The 17,040-nt window shown below is 55.7% G+C and carries 16 protein-coding genes; 12 read left to right on the top strand and 4 right to left on the bottom strand.

What is annotated here, in order from left to right; translation table 11 throughout:
- Positions 1–147: 147 nt before the first annotated feature.
- The 5 genes from SRBAKS_RS06430 (at position 148) to SRBAKS_RS06410 (ending at position 7,146) form a co-directional block, all read left to right on the top strand.
- Complete coding sequence (locus tag SRBAKS_RS06430; RefSeq protein ID WP_229595313.1) at positions 148–1,101, top strand: phosphate/phosphite/phosphonate ABC transporter substrate-binding protein; 954 nt, start codon at positions 148–150, stop codon at positions 1,099–1,101.
- A 9-nt stretch (positions 1,102–1,110) separates the two neighbouring features.
- On the top strand, positions 1,111–3,180 hold the full coding sequence (locus SRBAKS_RS06425) for an ATP-binding protein (protein ID WP_229595294.1): 2,070 nt from the start codon (positions 1,111–1,113) through the stop codon (positions 3,178–3,180).
- Between the two features lie 2 nt (positions 3,181–3,182).
- Positions 3,183–3,542, top strand: coding sequence for a response regulator (locus SRBAKS_RS06420; RefSeq protein ID WP_229595288.1), 360 nt, complete (start codon positions 3,183–3,185; stop codon positions 3,540–3,542).
- Between the two features lie 66 nt (positions 3,543–3,608).
- Positions 3,609–6,059 (top strand): PEP/pyruvate-binding domain-containing protein, encoded by a 2,451-nt coding sequence (locus SRBAKS_RS06415; protein ID WP_229595286.1) that lies wholly within the window; start codon positions 3,609–3,611, stop codon positions 6,057–6,059.
- Positions 6,049–7,146 (top strand): phosphatase domain-containing putative toxin, encoded by a 1,098-nt coding sequence (locus tag SRBAKS_RS06410; RefSeq protein WP_229595281.1) that lies wholly within the window; start codon positions 6,049–6,051, stop codon positions 7,144–7,146. Before SRBAKS_RS06415 ends, SRBAKS_RS06410 begins: the two co-directional genes overlap by 11 nt.
- A gap of 18 nt (positions 7,147–7,164) precedes the next feature.
- Here SRBAKS_RS06410 and SRBAKS_RS06405 read toward each other — a convergent pair whose 3' ends face one another.
- The 4 genes from SRBAKS_RS06405 to SRBAKS_RS06390 are packed head-to-tail and all read right to left on the bottom strand — an operon-like array spanning position 7,165 to position 10,072.
- On the bottom strand, positions 7,165–8,019 hold the full coding sequence (locus tag SRBAKS_RS06405; RefSeq protein ID WP_229595278.1) for a hypothetical protein: 855 nt from the start codon (positions 8,017–8,019) through the stop codon (positions 7,165–7,167).
- Positions 8,020–8,029: 10 nt separating this feature from the next.
- Positions 8,030–8,764 carry a molybdate ABC transporter permease subunit gene (modB, locus tag SRBAKS_RS06400; protein ID WP_229595276.1) on the bottom strand — a complete coding sequence of 245 codons (735 nt, stop codon included), beginning with the start codon at positions 8,762–8,764 and terminating at the stop codon, positions 8,030–8,032.
- A complete protein-coding gene (locus SRBAKS_RS06395; protein WP_229595268.1) occupies positions 8,764–8,967 on the bottom strand; it encodes a hypothetical protein in 204 nt (67 codons plus the stop codon). Before SRBAKS_RS06395 ends, modB begins: the two co-directional genes overlap by 1 nt.
- Before the next feature lie 10 nt (positions 8,968–8,977).
- Positions 8,978–10,072, bottom strand: coding sequence for a LeuA family protein (locus SRBAKS_RS06390; RefSeq protein ID WP_229595266.1), 1,095 nt, complete (start codon positions 10,070–10,072; stop codon positions 8,978–8,980).
- A gap of 333 nt (positions 10,073–10,405) precedes the next feature.
- Here SRBAKS_RS06390 and nifH point away from each other — a divergent pair, with 333 nt between their 5' ends.
- From nifH to SRBAKS_RS06355, 7 genes are all read left to right on the top strand, one after another.
- Positions 10,406–11,236 carry a nitrogenase iron protein gene (gene nifH / locus SRBAKS_RS06385; protein WP_229595264.1) on the top strand — a complete coding sequence of 277 codons (831 nt, stop codon included), beginning with the start codon at positions 10,406–10,408 and terminating at the stop codon, positions 11,234–11,236.
- Positions 11,237–11,391: 155 nt separating this feature from the next.
- Positions 11,392–11,745 (top strand): P-II family nitrogen regulator, encoded by a 354-nt coding sequence (locus SRBAKS_RS06380; RefSeq protein WP_229595263.1) that lies wholly within the window; start codon positions 11,392–11,394, stop codon positions 11,743–11,745.
- Positions 11,745–12,119, top strand: a complete 375-nt coding sequence (locus SRBAKS_RS06375) for a P-II family nitrogen regulator (RefSeq protein ID WP_229595259.1) — start codon at positions 11,745–11,747, stop codon at positions 12,117–12,119. Before SRBAKS_RS06380 ends, SRBAKS_RS06375 begins: the two co-directional genes overlap by 1 nt.
- A gap of 24 nt (positions 12,120–12,143) precedes the next feature.
- Positions 12,144–13,781 (top strand): nitrogenase molybdenum-iron protein alpha chain, encoded by a 1,638-nt coding sequence (gene nifD, locus SRBAKS_RS06370; protein WP_229595256.1) that lies wholly within the window; start codon positions 12,144–12,146, stop codon positions 13,779–13,781.
- Between the two features lie 146 nt (positions 13,782–13,927).
- Positions 13,928–15,301, top strand: coding sequence for a nitrogenase molybdenum-iron protein subunit beta (gene nifK / locus SRBAKS_RS06365; RefSeq protein WP_229595254.1), 1,374 nt, complete (start codon positions 13,928–13,930; stop codon positions 15,299–15,301).
- A gap of 73 nt (positions 15,302–15,374) precedes the next feature.
- Positions 15,375–16,535, top strand: a complete 1,161-nt coding sequence (locus SRBAKS_RS06360) for a radical SAM protein (protein WP_229595252.1) — start codon at positions 15,375–15,377, stop codon at positions 16,533–16,535.
- A 43-nt stretch (positions 16,536–16,578) separates the two neighbouring features.
- Positions 16,579–16,881, top strand: coding sequence for a (2Fe-2S) ferredoxin domain-containing protein (locus tag SRBAKS_RS06355; RefSeq protein ID WP_229595222.1), 303 nt, complete (start codon positions 16,579–16,581; stop codon positions 16,879–16,881).
- The last annotated feature ends 159 nt before the right edge of the window (positions 16,882–17,040 follow it).

The following is a 17,040-nucleotide window of genomic DNA, read 5'->3' as shown; positions in this document are numbered from 1 at the left end:
CCTTGGAGGCGTGTTGTGCGCGATGAGTATTCATACTGTCAATAGGGTGTGTTGCCAAGGAATATGACATATTGGAATGAATCAGGTTTTACTGTACTGTCTTTAAAGGGTGCCAATGAGGGACGGCATAAGGAAAGTGTACGGACAATGAAAGATGTGAAGATGCGGCTGATCGTCGCTGGTTCCAAAATTCTGGTGTGCTGTCTGCTGGTCGGGCTGCTCATGGCACTGGCCGCGTGCTCTGGTGACGAGGACCCCATTCGGGTCGATTTGAGCAAACGGCATACCCTGGTCGCTCCCAGACAGGTGGAGGCGATCACCTACGCTTATCTGCCTCAGTACTCGCATACGACCTCATACGAGCGTCACAGCCAGCTTATCGAATATCTGCGCCAGACAACCGGTCTGCCGCTCAGGCAGATCTTTCCTGACACCTTTGATGAACACATCAAGATGGTGGCACGGGGAGAGATCGATATTTCCTATTCCAACCCGTCCGTGTACCTGCAACTGGCCGATGCGGGGGCAGCAGCGTTTGCCCGTATCGTGGAGCCATCCGGCAAGCCTGACTTTCGGGGACAGATCATCTGTCGTCGGGACAATACATCCATACGCAAGATCGAAGACTGCAAGGGAAAACGGTGGATAGCCGTGGACCCGGGGTCGGCAGGCGGGTATCTCTTCCCGCTCGGCCTGTTCTATGACCACGGCATTTCCCGTGGAGATTTCAAGGCTGTGGATTTTGCCCCCGGCCCTGGCGGCAAACAGGAAAAGGTCGTGCTCGCTGTTCAGGTCGGAGCCTATGACATCGGCACCATCCGCAAGGGGACGTTGGACGTTGTCGCCGGAAAAATCACGCAGGGGGCCATCCGTGTGTTGGCGGAAACCCGCGCCTATCCCGGCTGGGTCTATGCCTCGCGCAAGGGGCTTGATCCCAAGGTGGTTTCATTGATCGCCGAGGCCATGTTCGCCCTTGATTACACCAACAAGGCGCACCATTCGATTTTGAGCAATGCGGGCATACGGGGCATCATCCCTGCCAAAGACGCGGATTACGATCCGGTCAGGGAACTGGCTGACAAGCTCGGCTTGAGGGAATAGGTGGGACATATGCGACTCTTCCCAAGACTGCGGTTCCGCACCAAGCTCAATGTCGGCATGTCGGCCATTTTGATCGTCATGGCGCTGCTTTTGTTGCCCATGGTCGGCACCATGAATGCCCGGTCTCTGGTCGAGGAATCAAAAATGCGTGGTGCGGCCCTGGCCGAGAGCCTGGCCTCCCGCGCCGTTGACTCCATCCTGGCCCGTGATTTCCTGCGGTTGAAGAACATGGTGGACGATCTGGTTGAAGTGGACGACGTCGTCTATGCCTTTGTGCAGGACACCAACGGGCATGTGTTGACCCACACCTTTCATCAGGGATTTCCCACTGACCTCCTGACTGTCAATACGGTTGCAGAGGGAGAGCCCCTGCATATCCAGCTCCTGGCTGACCAGACCCGACGCATATATGATTTTGCCGCACCGGTCATGGTCTCCGACGGCAGGTTGGGGACCATTCGCATCGGCCTTTCCAAGGTTCGAATCATGCGCACGGTGCAACAGCAGATCACGCTCATGGCCGGGTTGTTTGCCGGTGCATTGATTCTGGCGACGTCCCTTGGAACCATCTTTGCGCGTAGGGTTACGGCCCGGTTGGGCAAGCTTCGTTCCCATGCAGAGGAGATGCTGACAGGGAATCTGAACACCCAGTCCGGGCCTGAGAGCGGTGTGCACTGCTGGGAAATGCAGAATTGTACCACCACGGAATGCCCGGCTTACGGCGAGAAACGACGTCGATGCTGGTATATCGCCGGGACCATGTGTCCTGATTGTGACAACGAGGGAAGTTTTCAATGTCGGCTCGATTCCTGCCGGTTGTGCTCCGTGTACCGTGAGAATGCCGGTGACGAGATTCAGGATCTGGCCGAAACTTTCGATGTCATGGCCATGTCGCTTAAAATGCATATTGATGAATTGCGTGAGGCTGAGGGCAACCTGCGCGAGCAGCAGCACCTCATGCGAACCATTCTGGATGTGACCCCGGACCGGGTCTCACTGGTGGACGTGACCATGCGCTATCAGGGTTGCAACAAGAGCTTTGCACAGTCCGTGGGATTGAGCGTGCCCGAGGTCAGCGGCAAGACGGACTTTGATTTGTTCAACGAAGCCGAAGCCGAAGAACGGCATTTGGCAGGGCGGGATATACTGGAATTCGGTCGGCGGCTCGATACCCAGATGGAGATCATGGACAATGGGGTCAAGCGCTGGTTCCATGTCGTCTGCATTCCTGTCCTCAATGAGAAAGGGGCCATTGTCGGGCTGTTCCGCACGGACCGTGACATTACGGATATCAAGGGGTACGAGAATCAGCTTATTCAGGCCCAGAAGATGGAATCTCTCGGGCTCATGGCCGGAGGCGTGGCGCATGAAATCAACACCCCTCTCGGCATTATCCTCGGTTATGCGCAACTGCTGCAGGAAGACGTGGAGATCGGGTCCCAGATTCATGAAGACCTGATCGTCATCGAAAAGCAGACCAAGGTGTGCAAGAAGATCGTGGCCGATCTGCTCGGGTTTTCCCGCCAGACAGAGTCCGCCAAACGAGAGATGTGTTTCAACAACTCCGTGCTCGAAGCGGTCAGCCTGGTCCGGCATACATTCGAGATGGATCAGGTGGAGATCCTCACCGAGATGGATGATCGGTACCCGGTTATCTACGGCGACCCGGAAAAGCTCAAGCAGGTCTGGATCAATCTGCTGACCAATGCCCGCGACGCCATGAACGGGAACGGTGGGACCATTCTCATCCGTACCCGTCTGGACTCGCCCGCAGGTATTGTCTCGGTGTGGGTTGCGGATTCGGGCGAGGGCATTTCCCAAGATGCTTTGGAAAAGATTTTCGATCCTTTTTATTCGACCAAAGCCGTCGGGCAGGGAACCGGTCTGGGGCTTTCCGTTTCGTTTGGCATTATTGAGGACCATGGTGGTGAGATTCAGGTTGAGAGTCCTGTTCCCGAAGACTTCGGTTTTCCGGAGATTGAAGGAGAGCGGGTGCAGGGGACGATCTTTGAGGTCACACTCCCCCTGGATCACGGCTCAGATACTACAGAGGAATTGGACGAAGTAATAGAGGAGTAACAATGGCGAATATTCTTGTACTGGACGATATATCCGATGCTGGCGTGCTGGTTAAGCGCATTCTTGAGCGCAAGGGGCATTCCGTGGCCAACTTCACTGAAGAGGAAGACGCCTTGACCTATGCCGGGAAGCATGCTGTCGAGCTGGCCATTCTGGATATCAAGCTCAAGAAGATGACAGGGGTTGAAGCCCTTGAGGAGCTCAAGAAGATCAACCCGGACATGAAAGCGATCATGCTCACGGGATATCCCACTCTGGAGACGGCCAGGGAGTCCCTGCGGCTGGGTGCCGAGGAGTATTGCGTGAAGCCCATCAACAAGGAAGAGCTGGAGACCAAGGTTGCCGAGGTGCTGGGCAGCTGATTGGCACGCAGTATGCCAAAGGGATAACCGACACGACGCAACTCATGGTTTAGCCAAGGAATATACATGTATCTCACACAGCTCTTCAAGCACTGGACCTATCAGGTTTTTGCTCCCGGAACCTTGCTTCGGCGTAAATATGAAGCATTCAAATCCCTGTTGGCCCATGACACCATTGCTCTGGAATTGATCGCTGATCTTGAGGAGATGTTTTACGGAAAGAAGCTGGCTGACAAGCAGCGAGCCGTGTGGATGACCAAGCGACTTTCTCAGGCCGTGAACACCATGGCCGGCCAGTTGGTGGAGATGAATCCCACCAAGTTCATGGATCTGCCTGAATATTTTCGGAAAATCGATTTCTATGTGCGTATGGCCATGGAACTGGAGCAGCCTGAAGTCGGGCCGCCCTATATTTTGTCGTTGGAGGAGGCCGCTTCCTTTCCGCATCTGGCCGGGGGCAAGGCGTGCAACCTCGGGCTGGCCAAGACCGAGGGGCAGGTTCCAACGCCTCCCGGATTTGTCATTACAGCGAACGCCTATAATTATTTCATTGATTTCAATGGATTGTCAGAAGAGATCGACAGGCGTCTTCGTCAGATGGTGGTGGGCGACAGGGACCTGCTGGCTCGTTTGACGGCGGAGATGCAGGAATTGATCATGGCCGGAGAAGTGCCCGATGAAATCGCGCGCGGCATTCGGTTCGGCGTCAGTGAAATAATCGACGGAGATGACCTTATTGCCGTGCGTTCAAGTGCGTTGGCAGAAGATGGTGAGATTTCTTTTGCGGGGCAGTATGCCTCGGAACTCAATGTGCAGCCCAATGACGTTCTGGAATCGTATAAACGGGTTTTGTCAGGCAAGTACTGCCCCCGTGCCGTGGCCTATCGTATTTCCAACGGCCTGACAGACAGTCAGACAGCCATGGCCGTGCTGGTTATTCCCATGGTCGATGCCGAGACCGCAGGTGTCGTCTACTCCCGCGACCCGGACTGTCGGGGAGAGAATGCCATCGGCGTTTACGGTGTGCGTGGGCTGGGGCACGAGCTGGTGGATGGGTCCATCTCGCCGGACAAGGCTGTCCTGACTCGTGAAGACGTGCCGCAGATCGACAGTGAGTGTTCCCCGGATACCGGAGGCCTTCCTTCCGAAGAAACGCTGGTCAAGCTCGGTCGGATGGCCCTGCAACTGGAAAAATCATTTGGCGAGCCACAGGATATTGAATGGGCCGAGGACGTCACGGGTGAGTTGTTCATTCTGCAAAGTCGCCCACTGCAAAGTGAACGCGAAGAGGCCGAAACAGCGCCTCCTCCTCTCATGGTCAAGCCGATCATGGACGGTCTGGAGCGGGCCTCTACCGGTGCGGGATGTGGTGAGATCTATTTTGCCTCGTCAGGCGAGCGTATCGCCAAGATTCCCGAGGGGGCGGTGGTCGTCACCAATCGCCTCCAGCCTTCGTTGCTGACCTTTATCAGCAAGATGAATGGCGTTATCGCCGGTACCGGAAGCCGGGCCAGTCATTTTGCCTCTGTTGCCAGGGAGTCCGGGGTGCCGGTGGTGGTGGGGGACTTGAATATGCCTCTGGAAGCCGGGCAGCTTGTGACCGTGGATGGAACGGGTGGCGCTGTGTACGATGGATGCGTGGAGTCGATCATGACCCGTGCGCGGCAGGGACAGCGCATATCGCAACGGGTTGTCGAGCAGTATACCAAGGTCGCGCCGTTGGCCGTGAAACTCAACCTGACAGATCCTCAATCCGAGGATTTTACGCCCATGGGCTGCAAGTCCCTGCATGACGTGGTGCGCTTCTGTCATGAAAAGTCGGTCAACGAGATGTTCTCGGTCATGGACAAGCGGGGGCGGGGCATGCATGCGGCCAAGCGTCTTGAGACGAGCATCCCGCTGGTCATGTACATCCTTGATCTTGGAGAAGGGTTTTTTCCCAACGCCGGAACAGGCAAGACCGTGTCGCCGCAGGACATCAAATGTCGGCCCATGTGGGCGCTCTGGTACGGTCTGTCCGACAAGCGGGTGCAGTGGTCTGACAAATTGACTCATATGGACTGGGAGGAATTCGATAAGGTCTCGGGCGGTATCTTCAGCTTTGATTCCAAATTGTTGGCCAGCTATGGGCTTATTTCAGAGGATTACCTGCATCTCATGATCCGGTTCGGCTACCATTTTTCGGTTATCGATACTATTTGCGGACCGGACCCGGCGGCAAACTATATCAATTTCCGGTTCAAGGGTGGCGGGGCCGGTTTTGATCAGCGATTGCTCCGGTTGGAGTTCATCCGACTCGTACTTGAAGGCTACGGATTCACCACGGAAACCCGAGGGGACATGATTGATGCCAAGTGTGCTCGCTTGAATGAGAACGATACCCGGCGTCTGCTTGTCCGTCTTGGGTATCTCATGGCCATGACGCGCATGATGGACATGCGGATGGACAGCGAGGAGCAGGTGGTGGCCGAAGTCGAGAAGTTCCTTGCTGAAGCGGAGCAGCGCAATGATGGGTAAGAAGGAGAACACAAACGTGGGGTATGCCTATACGGTGACCTGGGTGACGGATCAGCTTGGCGTGGGGCATGCTCCCATGAGTCATCCGCAGCTGAAGGCCATTCATGAGCAGGGTGTCGATGCCATCCTGAATCTGTGTGGTGAATTTTGTGATCTGCATGATATAGAAAAGGACGCCGGATTCGAAGTCCACTACCTGCCACTTGAGGATGAGGAGGCCCCTGGCCTTATCGAGCTGGAGAAGACGCTGGAGTGGCTGGACGAAGCCATTTATCTGGGCAAGAAGGTGCTCATTCACTGTCGCCACGGTATTGGCCGCACCGGTACGGTGCTCAACGCCTACCTGCTCAGGCGCGGTCTCGGCCACAAGTTGGCGGGCAAAGCGCTCAAAAAGCTCAAAAGCAAACCCGCCAATTTTGTTCAATGGCGTACTATTCGCAAATACGGGAAACAATCCGGTCAGTTGACCGTACGAGAGCCTTCCCTTGAATTCAAGCGGTTGGTGGATTTATCGCCGTTTTTCAACGATTATCAGGAGTTGGTTCTCCGTGTGGAGGAAAACGTGCATGCCGCGGACGGCTTGGCCTGCGGTCAGGACCACGACCAGTGCTGTCACACCCCGGTGAGCCTGACTCTGGCCGAAGCGGTGCATATCTCCCACCGTATCAACCTTGAGTTGACTGGTGAAGAACGGCTTGTCGTTATTGAGCGGGCCGTGGAAACCGCCCAGGCCGAACGCAAGGCGGCCAAGGCGGTTGACGGTGAAGTGACGGATACAGACGAAAGTGGCGAATACTGCCTGTCCGAAGCCGGTGCGGTCTGTCCTCTGCTCAAGGATGGGCGCTGCCTCCTTTTTGAGCATCGGCCGCTCCAATGCCGCGCTTTCGGTCTGGACCAAAGCGCGGATGGAGACTTGTGGGGCGAGATGCTCACCCCTGCCTTGAACAAGATTTCCTCGGAAATGTGGCTTGCCTACACCGGGTCCATGGCCAGTGTAGGCATGCCGACCTTTGCCCTTCCGGACGTGGTCTCCGGCAAGTTCATGGAGACCGTGTTCAAATACATGATGGAACAGGGGCTGGAGTAGATCGCCTCTGGTCTTTTCCTATACGGAACATTTGAGCTGACCGAACGGCTGCGCCAATTGGGGCAGATACGGTTCGGTAAAAAAGGCAGCCCCTTTTCGCGGTATGGTCACGGCTGGCAAATCCGGGTTGGTTTGAACCTTCACTGAATCATCTAAAAATCTTACCATCATAGGCACGACTTCCTCTTCCGTGTCGCCACACCAGCTTTCGCGGTATTCCGGCGTAAATATGGACGTGCGCCCATCCGGGTGGATAGCGGTCAGCTTGGTCAGTGTGGTCGTTACTCGGATGACCTCTTCGTTCGTGTTGAATCCAAGGGAGTTGTAGTCACCATTGACTCCGATGGCGTCGGGATCAAAAGCGGTGATTTCACCGGCAACAGTCTGAACTGATATCGGGTTGGCCGGTTCAAGAGAGCTGATGACGCCTTCAGGGGTGAAGCTGACCCCGATCCGTGTGGCGATGGGGCCTTTGGCGGTCGGAGTGGAGACTGTTTCGCCAGGCCAGAGGGTGAAGCTCCGTATGGCACTATTTTCATGAAAGCTTATGCTGAGCAGTTTGGCTGTAATCCGCCCAATTGGTGTTGGGATTGTTATGGATTCGGCCAACTCGAACTCGTCCTCCTGGCTCCAGTAACCGGAAAGCTTGCCGTTCAGAGGAAAGATGCGGTTGATGACGCCGTTCTCATGGAAGGAAACCAGCTCGGACGGAATGGTTCCAACAGGCGTTTCAATGATCGTCTGCTTTTCCAATGGGATCGATTTGATTGCGCCGGAGGGATAGTACTCAACCGGCAGGATTTCGCGTTGGCGAAGGTCGTCGGAAGTGTGCTGGGGAGTCAGAGGGCCGTATTGAGTGGAGATGCTTTTCATGGGATCTTTCCTATACCTCACGCAGGGCGCGGGGCTGGTGACAATGGTTGGCTATAGGAGACTGATGATCAACGTGAGAGTCACTGCGTCGACACATGGGCATTCCCTGCCGCCCGATGAAAAGCAGGGCGAGATAACTGATGATCATGAGCACGAAACAGAGCAGACCTGCCTGACCGTATTCAAGGGCTTCAGTGTATTCGAAAATGGCTATGGAGGCGACTTTGGTCTTGCCGGGAATGGAACCTCCGATCATCAGGGCCACGCCGAATTCGCCAACCGTATGGGCAAATATGAGTGCTGCCGAGGCCGTTACGCCTCCCATGGCGTTGGGCAGGATGACGTGCCTGAAGGTTTGGAAATGGGTCATGCCGGAAGAGCGGGCCGCTTCCACCATGCCCGGATCGATCTTTTCAAAGGCCGCGCGCATGGGGAGCACGCCAAAAGGGAGCGAATAAATGAGCGAGCCGAGCATCAAGCCGGTGAACGAGAAAGGCAGGGCAGAGCCTGTCAGCTCTTTCCAGGCCGCACCCATGGGTGAGGTCGGACTCATGATCATGAGCAGGCCGAAGCCCAGCACTGTTGGTGGCAGGACCATCGGCAGGTTACACGCTGCTTCGATGTATCGCTTGCCTGCCGTGTGCGTATTGGCCAGCCAGTAGGCCAGCGGCATGCACAGCAGCAGGAGGATCGGCGTGACCACGCCAGCGAGTTTGCCGGTGACCAGCAGAGCCGTCGTGTCCATTATTCGTTTCCGAAGGGGCGGCTGGCAACTGGGGTTGCATAAATCAATCCCGGGAGTGCGCTGTTGTTGCCTGTCAGTATTTTTAAAGCCGCCACACTGGTTTGAGCCTTCTGGTTGCCCTGTCCATAGTCAACACCGGTGGTGTTGGCCGGGCCTGCCATGGCGCAAATCCAAAGGAAAATATACAAACATTTCTTAAACATGGCGTCTCTCCTAATTTTTGATGAGTCGAGATAACTCCAGGGATGTCAGTGGACGTTCCAGCTCCCAGGCGAGTTTTCTTACAGCGGAAACTAAGGTCGGGATGTCCTGGTCTTTCGGGTCAAGACCGCTGCTTTCGAGGGCGTTGACGACTGCCGCTCGCCCACTCTTGCCGCCAACCGCGACCACCCGGTCTGCGCCGATGCGGTCGGGGTTGTACGGTTCGAAAAGTTCAGGCGACTTGCTGAGGGCATGGGCGTGGAGGCCTGATTCGCAAGCGAAAATATCCTCGCCCGCGATTGACTTCGTACGGGGAATCGGTACCCCGGCAGCTTGAGAGACGAAACCACAAAGGTTTCGAAGGCCTTCAATTTCATAAGCATGTGACTCCTCCTTCAAGGTGAGATAACTCGCGACTTCTTCTGTGGCCGCAATGCCAGAACGCTCCCCGATGCCCAGCACGGAAGCATCAGCGTAATCAGCACCACTGGACAGGGCTGCGATCGCATTCCCTGTGGCCATGCCGAAGTCGTCGTGGCAGTGAACAGCCAGATCCACATCAAGTTCCTTTGCAAAAGAATGGACCAGTTCAGCGGTATTCAGCGGGTTGAGGATACCCAATGAGTCAGCCAGGCGGACTCGGGAAGCTCCTACGTCCTGCGCCAGCTTGGCTGCGCTCAGGGCAAAATCCTTGTCGGCTCTGGAGACATCCTCCAGGCCGACAGAGATGTACTCAATACCGAGAAAACCGGCTGTGAGAACGGTGCGGGCCAGGCGTTCGGTAAGCCCCTCACGGCCGGTTCCAAGGCGTTTTTCAATATGCAGGTCGGAAATGGGGACGCCGATGTTCACCCGGTCGACCCCGAGCAGGGAGGCCTTGCGGATATCCGCTTCGCGACAGGGTGACCACACGGAAAGTTGTGTCCGGCCACGATAGGGGCGGACCTGAGCCAAAAGTTCTTCCAGGCCGTCCTGGCCTATCCAGCCCAGTTCGATTTCATCCACTCCTATATGAATAAGGGAGGTGACGATCCGTGTTCTTGCCTCCATGGAGAAATATGCGCCGAACAGCTGTGCGCCTTCTCTGAGTGTTGTGTCGATGAGCATGATCTATATCCTTCGTATGACAAGTGCGTTGTGTCTCTTGTTCTGTCTTTCTATTGAGCATGAACAGTGCCAAAATTTGTTTTTCACATAACATACTTAAATAATTGTATTAAAACAATTAGGCCGCTCCTGTGGTTTCACCTACATTTTTGTAGGTTGCAACACTTTTGTCTGTAGATTCTGTTGTTACCTACACAAATTGTCAGGTGATAATGATTTTTAAGTTTTATGTAAGTGTCTTGTTTTATAAAATAAAAACTAGCGATTAAAGTTTGGCACGCACCTTGCCATAGGGAGAGTCATCAACGCACACAAAACCATGGAGGAGAAATCATGAGGAAAGTAGCTATTTACGGAAAGGGCGGCATCGGCAAGTCCACCACCACACAGAATACTGTTGCAGGTCTGGCTGAAATGGGTCGTAAAGTTATGGTGGTCGGTTGTGACCCCAAGGCTGACTCCACCCGTCTTCTGCTCGGTGGCCTGGCCCAGAAATCCGTGCTCGATACCCTTCGCGAAGAAGGTGAAGACGTTGAGCTGGATGATATCCGCAAGCCCGGTTACGGCGGCACCTGGTGCGTCGAGTCCGGTGGCCCGGAACCGGGAGTCGGTTGTGCAGGTCGCGGTATCATCACTTCCATCAACATGCTGGAATCCCTTGGTGCCTACGAAGAGTCCGAAGGTCTGGACTACTCTTTCTACGACGTTCTCGGTGACGTTGTCTGCGGCGGATTCGCCATGCCGATTCGTGATGGCAAGGCCGAAGAAATCTACATCGTCTGCTCCGGCGAGATGATGGCCATGTATGCAGCCAACAACATCTGCAAAGGTATCATGAAGTACGCAGAGTCCGGTGGTGTCCGTCTCGGCGGTCTCATCTGTAACTCCCGTAACACCGACCGTGAAGCTGATCTCATCACTGAGCTGGCAGCCAAGCTGGGAACCCAGATGATCTACTTTGTCCCCCGCGACAACGACGTTCAGCGCGCAGAGATCAACCGTAAAACCGTTATCGAATGGGACGGCTCCGTACCGCAGGCCACCGAATACCGCGGACTGGCCAAAGCCATTGACGAAAACGAAATGTTTGTTGTCCCCAACCCGCTCGAAATCGAAGATCTGGAACAGCTCCTGCTCGATTACGGCATCCTGGAAGCAGTCTAAGTCTCACCATTCGAAGGAGGTGCACATGGGGTCCCTCGGTGCACCAGCCCTCCGCGAGGAAGCATATTCCTTTGGCGGCTCGGTTCACACACCCTTCGAACTGTAGCTAAGTTAACCAAAAGTTAGTAAATTAAGTAAGATAGGAGAGAGCTAAAATGATGATCATGGTAAGAGCGATTGTGCGGCCCGAGAAAGCGGATGAAGTCCTGGCCGCTCTGATGGACAACGGTTTTCCTGCTGTCACCAAATATTCTGTTGCTGGTCGCGGTAAGCAGCGCGGCATCAAGATTGGTGAGGTTACCTACGACGAAATCCCCAAGACCATGCTCATGAGCGTCGTGAACGCAGCAGACAAAGATTACGTCATCGCAACCATCATGGACGCTGCCCGCTCCGGCACCAAGGGTGCTTTCGGCGATGGCAAGATCTTCGTCACTGATGTCGAGGATGTTTACACCATCAGTTCCGGCGTACAAGAGACCGCCGCAGCCAGTGAGGAGGCCGCGTAATGAAGGAAGTCATCGCAGTAGTGCGCATGAACATGATGAACAAGACCAAGGCTGCTCTGACTGAAGCCGGCGTGGACGCCTTCTTCGCTCACGAAGCACAGGGCCGAGGTAAAGGGTTCGTCAATGCCGCTCTCGTCGAAGGTGCTGAAAGTGGCTACGAAGAAGCCGCAGCAGTCCTGGGAGAGAAAGGCAAGTTGTATCCCAAGCGCATGGTAACGGCAGTGGTCCCCGATGACTTGGTTGAAGAAGTGGTGGAAGCCATCACCGCAGCCAATCAGACCGGCAAGCCTGGAGACGGTAAGATTTTTATCCTTCCCATCGGCGACGCAGTTCGCGTCAGAACCTCTGAAACCGGCGCAAGCGCCATCGCTTAACCGCCGCGTAAGGAGACCAGATACATGGCCAAGACGAAAAAAGTGGTGCAGTTCACGGCTACCGACATCAAGGAAGAGCTTCTCAAGAAGTATCCTCCCAAAGTAGCCCGGAAGCGTGCCAAGCAGATAATGATTAACGAAGCCACGGAGGCCGAACCGGCTCCCGAGATTGTGGCTAACGTTCGGACCATCCCCGGCATCATCACCATGCGTGGTTGTACCTACGCCGGTTGTAAGGGCGTTATCATGGGCCCGACCCGTGACATCGTGAACCTGGTTCACGGCCCCATCGGCTGTAGCTTCTACGCATGGCTGACCCGTCGTAACCAGACCGACGCAGGTACTGACGGCGAAAACTACATGCCTTACTGTTTCTCAACCGACATGCAGGATCAGGACATCATTTTTGGTGGCGAAAAGAAGCTCGAAGCTGCCATTCAGGAAGCCTACGACCTCTTCCACCCCAAAGGTATCGCGGTGTTCGCAACCTGTCCCGTCGGCCTCATCGGTGATGACATCCACGCCGTTGCCAAGAAGATGAAAGCCCAGTTCGGCGATTGCAACGTGTTTGCCTTCTCCTGTGAAGGATACAAGGGCGTTTCCCAGTCCGCTGGTCACCACATCGCCAACAACCAGGTCTTCACCCACCTCGTCGGTGAGAATGAAGTCGCCCCTGAAGGCGAATACAAGATCAACCTGCTCGGCGAATACAACATCGGCGGCGACGGTTTCGAAATCGACCGCGTGTTCAAGAAGTGCGGCATCACCAACATCGCCACCTTCTCCGGTAACTCTTCATACGATCAGTTCGCCTCTGCCCAGCATGCCGATCTGAGCTGTGTCATGTGTCACCGTTCCATCAACTACGTGGCTGACATGCTTGAGACCAAGTACGGCATCCCGTGGATCAAGGTGAACTTCATTGGTGCCGAAGCCACGGCCAAGTCCCTGCGCAAAATCGCTGAATACTTTGGCGACAAGAAGCTCATCGACAGAGTCGAAGCCGTCATTGCCGAAGAAATGCCCGAAGTTCTGGCCGTGTCCGAAGACGTCAAGACCCGCACCAATGGCAAGACTGCCATGATGTTTGTCGGCGGCTCCCGCGCTCATCACTACAACGAGCTGTTCCAGGAAATGGGAATGAAAACCATCTCCGCCGGTTACGAGTTCGGTCACCGTGATGACTACGAAGGACGCCAGGTCATTCCCGATCTCAAGGTCGATGCCGATTCTCGTAACATTGAAGAGATCACCGTCGTAGCCGACGAGAAACTTTACAATCCGCGCAAGACTCCTGAGGAAATCAAGGCTCTGGAAGACGCCGGTTACGAGTTCAAGCACTACGACGGCCTGAATCCGGACATGGATAAGGGGTCCATCATCATCGACGACCTGAACCAGTACGAAGCCGAGAAATTGGTGGAACTCCTCAAGCCGGACATCTTCTGCGCCGGTATCAAGGAAAAGTTCTCCATTCAGAAGCTGGGTGTGCCCATGAAGCAGCTGCACAGCTACGACTCCGGCGGCCCCTATGCAGGATTCAAGGGCGCAGTCAATTTCTACAAGGAAATCGACCGTCTCGTTAACTCCAAGGTGTGGTCTTACATGAAGGCTCCTTGGCAGGAGAGTCCCGAACTCACAGGCAAGTTCGTTTGGGAATAATCAATGTGTTGAAAAATCCACGCTGGCTGCGTCGCTGTACCGAGGACACAACCCCTCACGTATGCCAGATACGATTCAGACTGTCCTCGGTTTACGCTTAGCCAGCTCGGTTTTTGAACAAATTGAAAGAGATAAGGAATAAGAAAATGTTACTCAGACATACACCGAAAGAAGTCAAAGAGCGCAAGGCGCTGATGATCAACCCGGCCAAGACGTGCCAGCCCATTGGGGCCATGTACGCTGCGCTTGGCATCAAGGGATGCCTCCCGCACAGCCACGGTTCGCAGGGTTGCTGCGCCTACCATCGTTCTACCCTGACCAGGCACTACAAAGAGCCTATCTCCGCTGCCACCAGCTCCTTTACCGAGGGTGCATCCGTGTTCGGTGGCCAGGCCAACCTGGTACAGGCCATAAACAACATCTTCACCGTTTACGAACCGGACGTCATCGCAGTGCACACCACCTGCCTGTCCGAGACCATCGGTGACGACCTGAACCAGATCCGCGACAAGGCACAGAAGGAAGGCAAGATCCCCGAAGGCAAGACTGTCATCGGCGCCCCGACTCCGAGCTATGTCGGCTCCCATGTCACCGGTTTCTCCAACATGGTCAAAGCCATGGCCCAGTTGGCTGAACCGTCCGGCAAGAAGAACGGCAAGGTCAACATCATCCCTGGTTGGGTCGAACCCTGCGATATGGCCGAGATCAAGCGCATTGCCGGTCTGATCGGCGTGGATATCACCTTGTTCCCGGATACCTCCGGCGTACTCGATGCTCCCCTGACCGGCGAATACAAGATGTTCCCCGACGGCGGCGTGACCATCCCCGAACTCAAAGCCTCCGGTGACGCCATCGGTACACTGGCTCTGGGCGAGTGGTGTTCTGCTGACGCGGCCCGTTGGCTCGACTCCAAGTGCAAGGTTCCCTGCACCGTGCTGGACATGCCGTTCGGCCTGGCAGCCACCGACCGCTTTGTCGACGTTCTGCGCACCGTTGCCGGTGTGTCCGTGCCCGACTCCGTTGCTGTCGAACGCGGCCAGCTCGTGGATATGATCTCCGACATGCACCAGTACTTCTACGGTAAGCGTGTGGCCATCTGGGGCGACCCGGATCAGCTCATCTCCATGACCGAGTTCCTGATTTCACTGGACATGCAGCCCGTCTATGTCGTCACCGGCACCCCGGGCAAGAAGTTCGAAGCTCGCATCAAGGAATTGTGCGAAGGCCAGCCTTTCGAGGTCAAGGTCAAGGCCAAGGGCGACATGTTCGACGTGCATCAGTGGATCAAGAACGAATCCGTTGATCTGCTTATTGGTAATACCTACGGCAAGTACATTGCCCGCGACGAAGACATCCCGTTCCTGCGCTGGGGCTTCCCCATCCTGGATCGGCAGGGTCATCAGTACTTCCCGACAGTCGGCTACAAGGGCGGACTCAGGCTTCTCGAAAAGATCCTGACGTTGTTCCTCGACCGCAAGGACAGGGACGATCCCGAACAGACGTTTGAGCTTGTTCTGTAGCATTATACCCAGTCCGGAGTGGAGAGCTTCCCCCTCCACTCCGGGCTTACTCCAACCCCAGAAAGGCAATCACATGGCACCGACCACCACACACTACCAGTCCCACCCCTGTTTCGGGATGACCTCTCGCCAGACCGTCGGCCGGTTGCACCTGCCCGTGGCACCCCGTGCTCATGCTCGCACCAAGTTCGCCGGCCTCGGCAAGAATCAGCCTGCCATCATGCCTGAGGAAGCGCTCAACTGGCTGAACCATGTCGTTGCCCAGGAGAAGCCCATTTCCATCGTCGGCATCACCGGCCCCGGCGATCCGCTGGCTGCGCCCGAGGCAACCCTGCGTACCCTCAAGATGGTCCGTGAAAGCCATCCCGATATTTCCCTGTGCCTGACCACACTCGGTTTGAGCGGTGCAGAGCATGCTGAAGAGCTGGCTGCTCTCGGGCTTTCCCACGTCACGATTCTCGTGGACGCCGTGGATCCCGAAATTGCCGAAAAAATTTATGCGTGGATTCGTCCCGCGACCAAGAACATGCCGTTGCCCGAGGCGGCCAAGCTGCTCATGAACGAGCAGGCCAAGTCGGTGACGGCATTCAAGAATGCCGGGATCACGGTCAAGGTCAACACCACGGTCTACCCCGGTATCAATGCCGGACATGTGGAAAAGGTCGCCGCGACCATGGCCACCCTTGGAGCCGACATCATGGCCGTTGTTCCTTACTGGCCCGAAGAGGAAGACAGTTCTCCTGACATGGAGCTGCTGGCGACTGTACGTGACCGTGCTGCCCAGCATATCGAGCTGATGCCTGCATGGACCGAGTGCGGAGATGGTCTGGTCGGCCTTGATCGCCCTGACAAGTGTGATGAGAGCATATGCACCACGCCGGTGCCGACCAAGGAACGCCCCAATGTGGCCGTGGTCAGTTCCTCGGGCATGGACGTGGATCTCCACCTGGGCCATGCGCACAAGATCCTTATTTATGGTCCCCGCGAAGATGGTTTGGCCTGTTTGCTGGAAACCCGCGACGCGCCCGAACCCGGTTCCGGTGGGAAGCGCTGGGAGACGCTGGCCAAGCTGTTGAATGACTGCTGCGTGATCCTCACAGCCAGCGCGGGCGACAAGCCAAGAGAAGTTTTGAGCCGCAAAGGTATGTCCGTTCTGATTACGGACGGGGAAATCGCACCCACTGTGGATGCGATCTATGGCGGCGGGAAAAAAGGCAAGAAGTGTAAAAAATAGGTTTGATCACCTGCAATCAATCGAAAGAGAAGGAGAATGAAAAATGGCTATCCCCGAGAGAATGATCATCTGTTGTCAGAGTTTCCGCGCCGCTGGTGACCCCAAAGGCATTTGTCACAAGCAGACTGACGGCTTTCTGCAATACATCGAAGAAGAACTTTTGGACCGCGGCATTGACGCCCTGGTCGTGGCTTCCTCCTGCCTCAAGCAGTGTGAATCCGGTCCTATCATGGTCGTGCAGCCCGAGAACTGGTGGTTCAAGGGTGTGGATTCCGAGGAGGCCATTGATGAAATTCTGGACGCGCTCGAAGAGGGCGAAGCCTGCGCCGAATATTTGGCTGCCTAAGAGAGAGGGTAACCGATGCCTGAAGCCATGGTCATTCATCCCGCAATCATCGCTGACCCACACCTGCAGCGTGGTCAGGAATTGATGCTGAACACTGGTCGGGGATGCGTCCTGACCGCTCAAGCTGCCGACGTGACTGTGGTCGGCTTGTGGTTGGGA

This window comes from Pseudodesulfovibrio sediminis (genome assembly GCF_020886695.1).
Lineage (GTDB): Bacteria > Desulfobacterota > Desulfovibrionia > Desulfovibrionales > Desulfovibrionaceae > Pseudodesulfovibrio > Pseudodesulfovibrio sediminis.
The sequence above is the reverse complement of the archived record's forward strand: the minus strand, read 5'-3'. Positions and strand labels throughout refer to the sequence as shown.

Bases quoted from the DNA above. Each gene is read 5' to 3' on its own strand.
- SRBAKS_RS06430 (WP_229595313.1), top strand. From the start codon at position 148: ATGAAAGATGTGAAGATGCGGCTGATCGTCGCTGGTTCCAAAATTCTG.
- SRBAKS_RS06425 (WP_229595294.1), top strand. From the start codon at position 1,111: ATGCGACTCTTCCCAAGACTGCGGTTCCGCACCAAGCTCAATGTCGGC.
- SRBAKS_RS06420 (WP_229595288.1), top strand. From the start codon at position 3,183: ATGGCGAATATTCTTGTACTGGACGATATATCCGATGCTGGCGTGCTG.
- SRBAKS_RS06415 (WP_229595286.1), top strand. From the start codon at position 3,609: ATGTATCTCACACAGCTCTTCAAGCACTGGACCTATCAGGTTTTTGCT.
- SRBAKS_RS06410 (WP_229595281.1), top strand. From the start codon at position 6,049: ATGATGGGTAAGAAGGAGAACACAAACGTGGGGTATGCCTATACGGTG.
- SRBAKS_RS06405 (WP_229595278.1), bottom strand. From the start codon at position 8,019: ATGAAAAGCATCTCCACTCAATACGGCCCTCTGACTCCCCAGCACACT.
- modB (WP_229595276.1), bottom strand. From the start codon at position 8,764: ATGGACACGACGGCTCTGCTGGTCACCGGCAAACTCGCTGGCGTGGTC.
- SRBAKS_RS06395 (WP_229595268.1), bottom strand. From the start codon at position 8,967: ATGTTTAAGAAATGTTTGTATATTTTCCTTTGGATTTGCGCCATGGCA.
- SRBAKS_RS06390 (WP_229595266.1), bottom strand. From the start codon at position 10,072: ATGCTCATCGACACAACACTCAGAGAAGGCGCACAGCTGTTCGGCGCA.
- nifH (WP_229595264.1), top strand. From the start codon at position 10,406: ATGAGGAAAGTAGCTATTTACGGAAAGGGCGGCATCGGCAAGTCCACC.
- SRBAKS_RS06380 (WP_229595263.1), top strand. From the start codon at position 11,392: ATGATGATCATGGTAAGAGCGATTGTGCGGCCCGAGAAAGCGGATGAA.
- SRBAKS_RS06375 (WP_229595259.1), top strand. From the start codon at position 11,745: ATGAAGGAAGTCATCGCAGTAGTGCGCATGAACATGATGAACAAGACC.
- nifD (WP_229595256.1), top strand. From the start codon at position 12,144: ATGGCCAAGACGAAAAAAGTGGTGCAGTTCACGGCTACCGACATCAAG.
- nifK (WP_229595254.1), top strand. From the start codon at position 13,928: ATGTTACTCAGACATACACCGAAAGAAGTCAAAGAGCGCAAGGCGCTG.
- SRBAKS_RS06360 (WP_229595252.1), top strand. From the start codon at position 15,375: ATGGCACCGACCACCACACACTACCAGTCCCACCCCTGTTTCGGGATG.
- SRBAKS_RS06355 (WP_229595222.1), top strand. From the start codon at position 16,579: ATGGCTATCCCCGAGAGAATGATCATCTGTTGTCAGAGTTTCCGCGCC.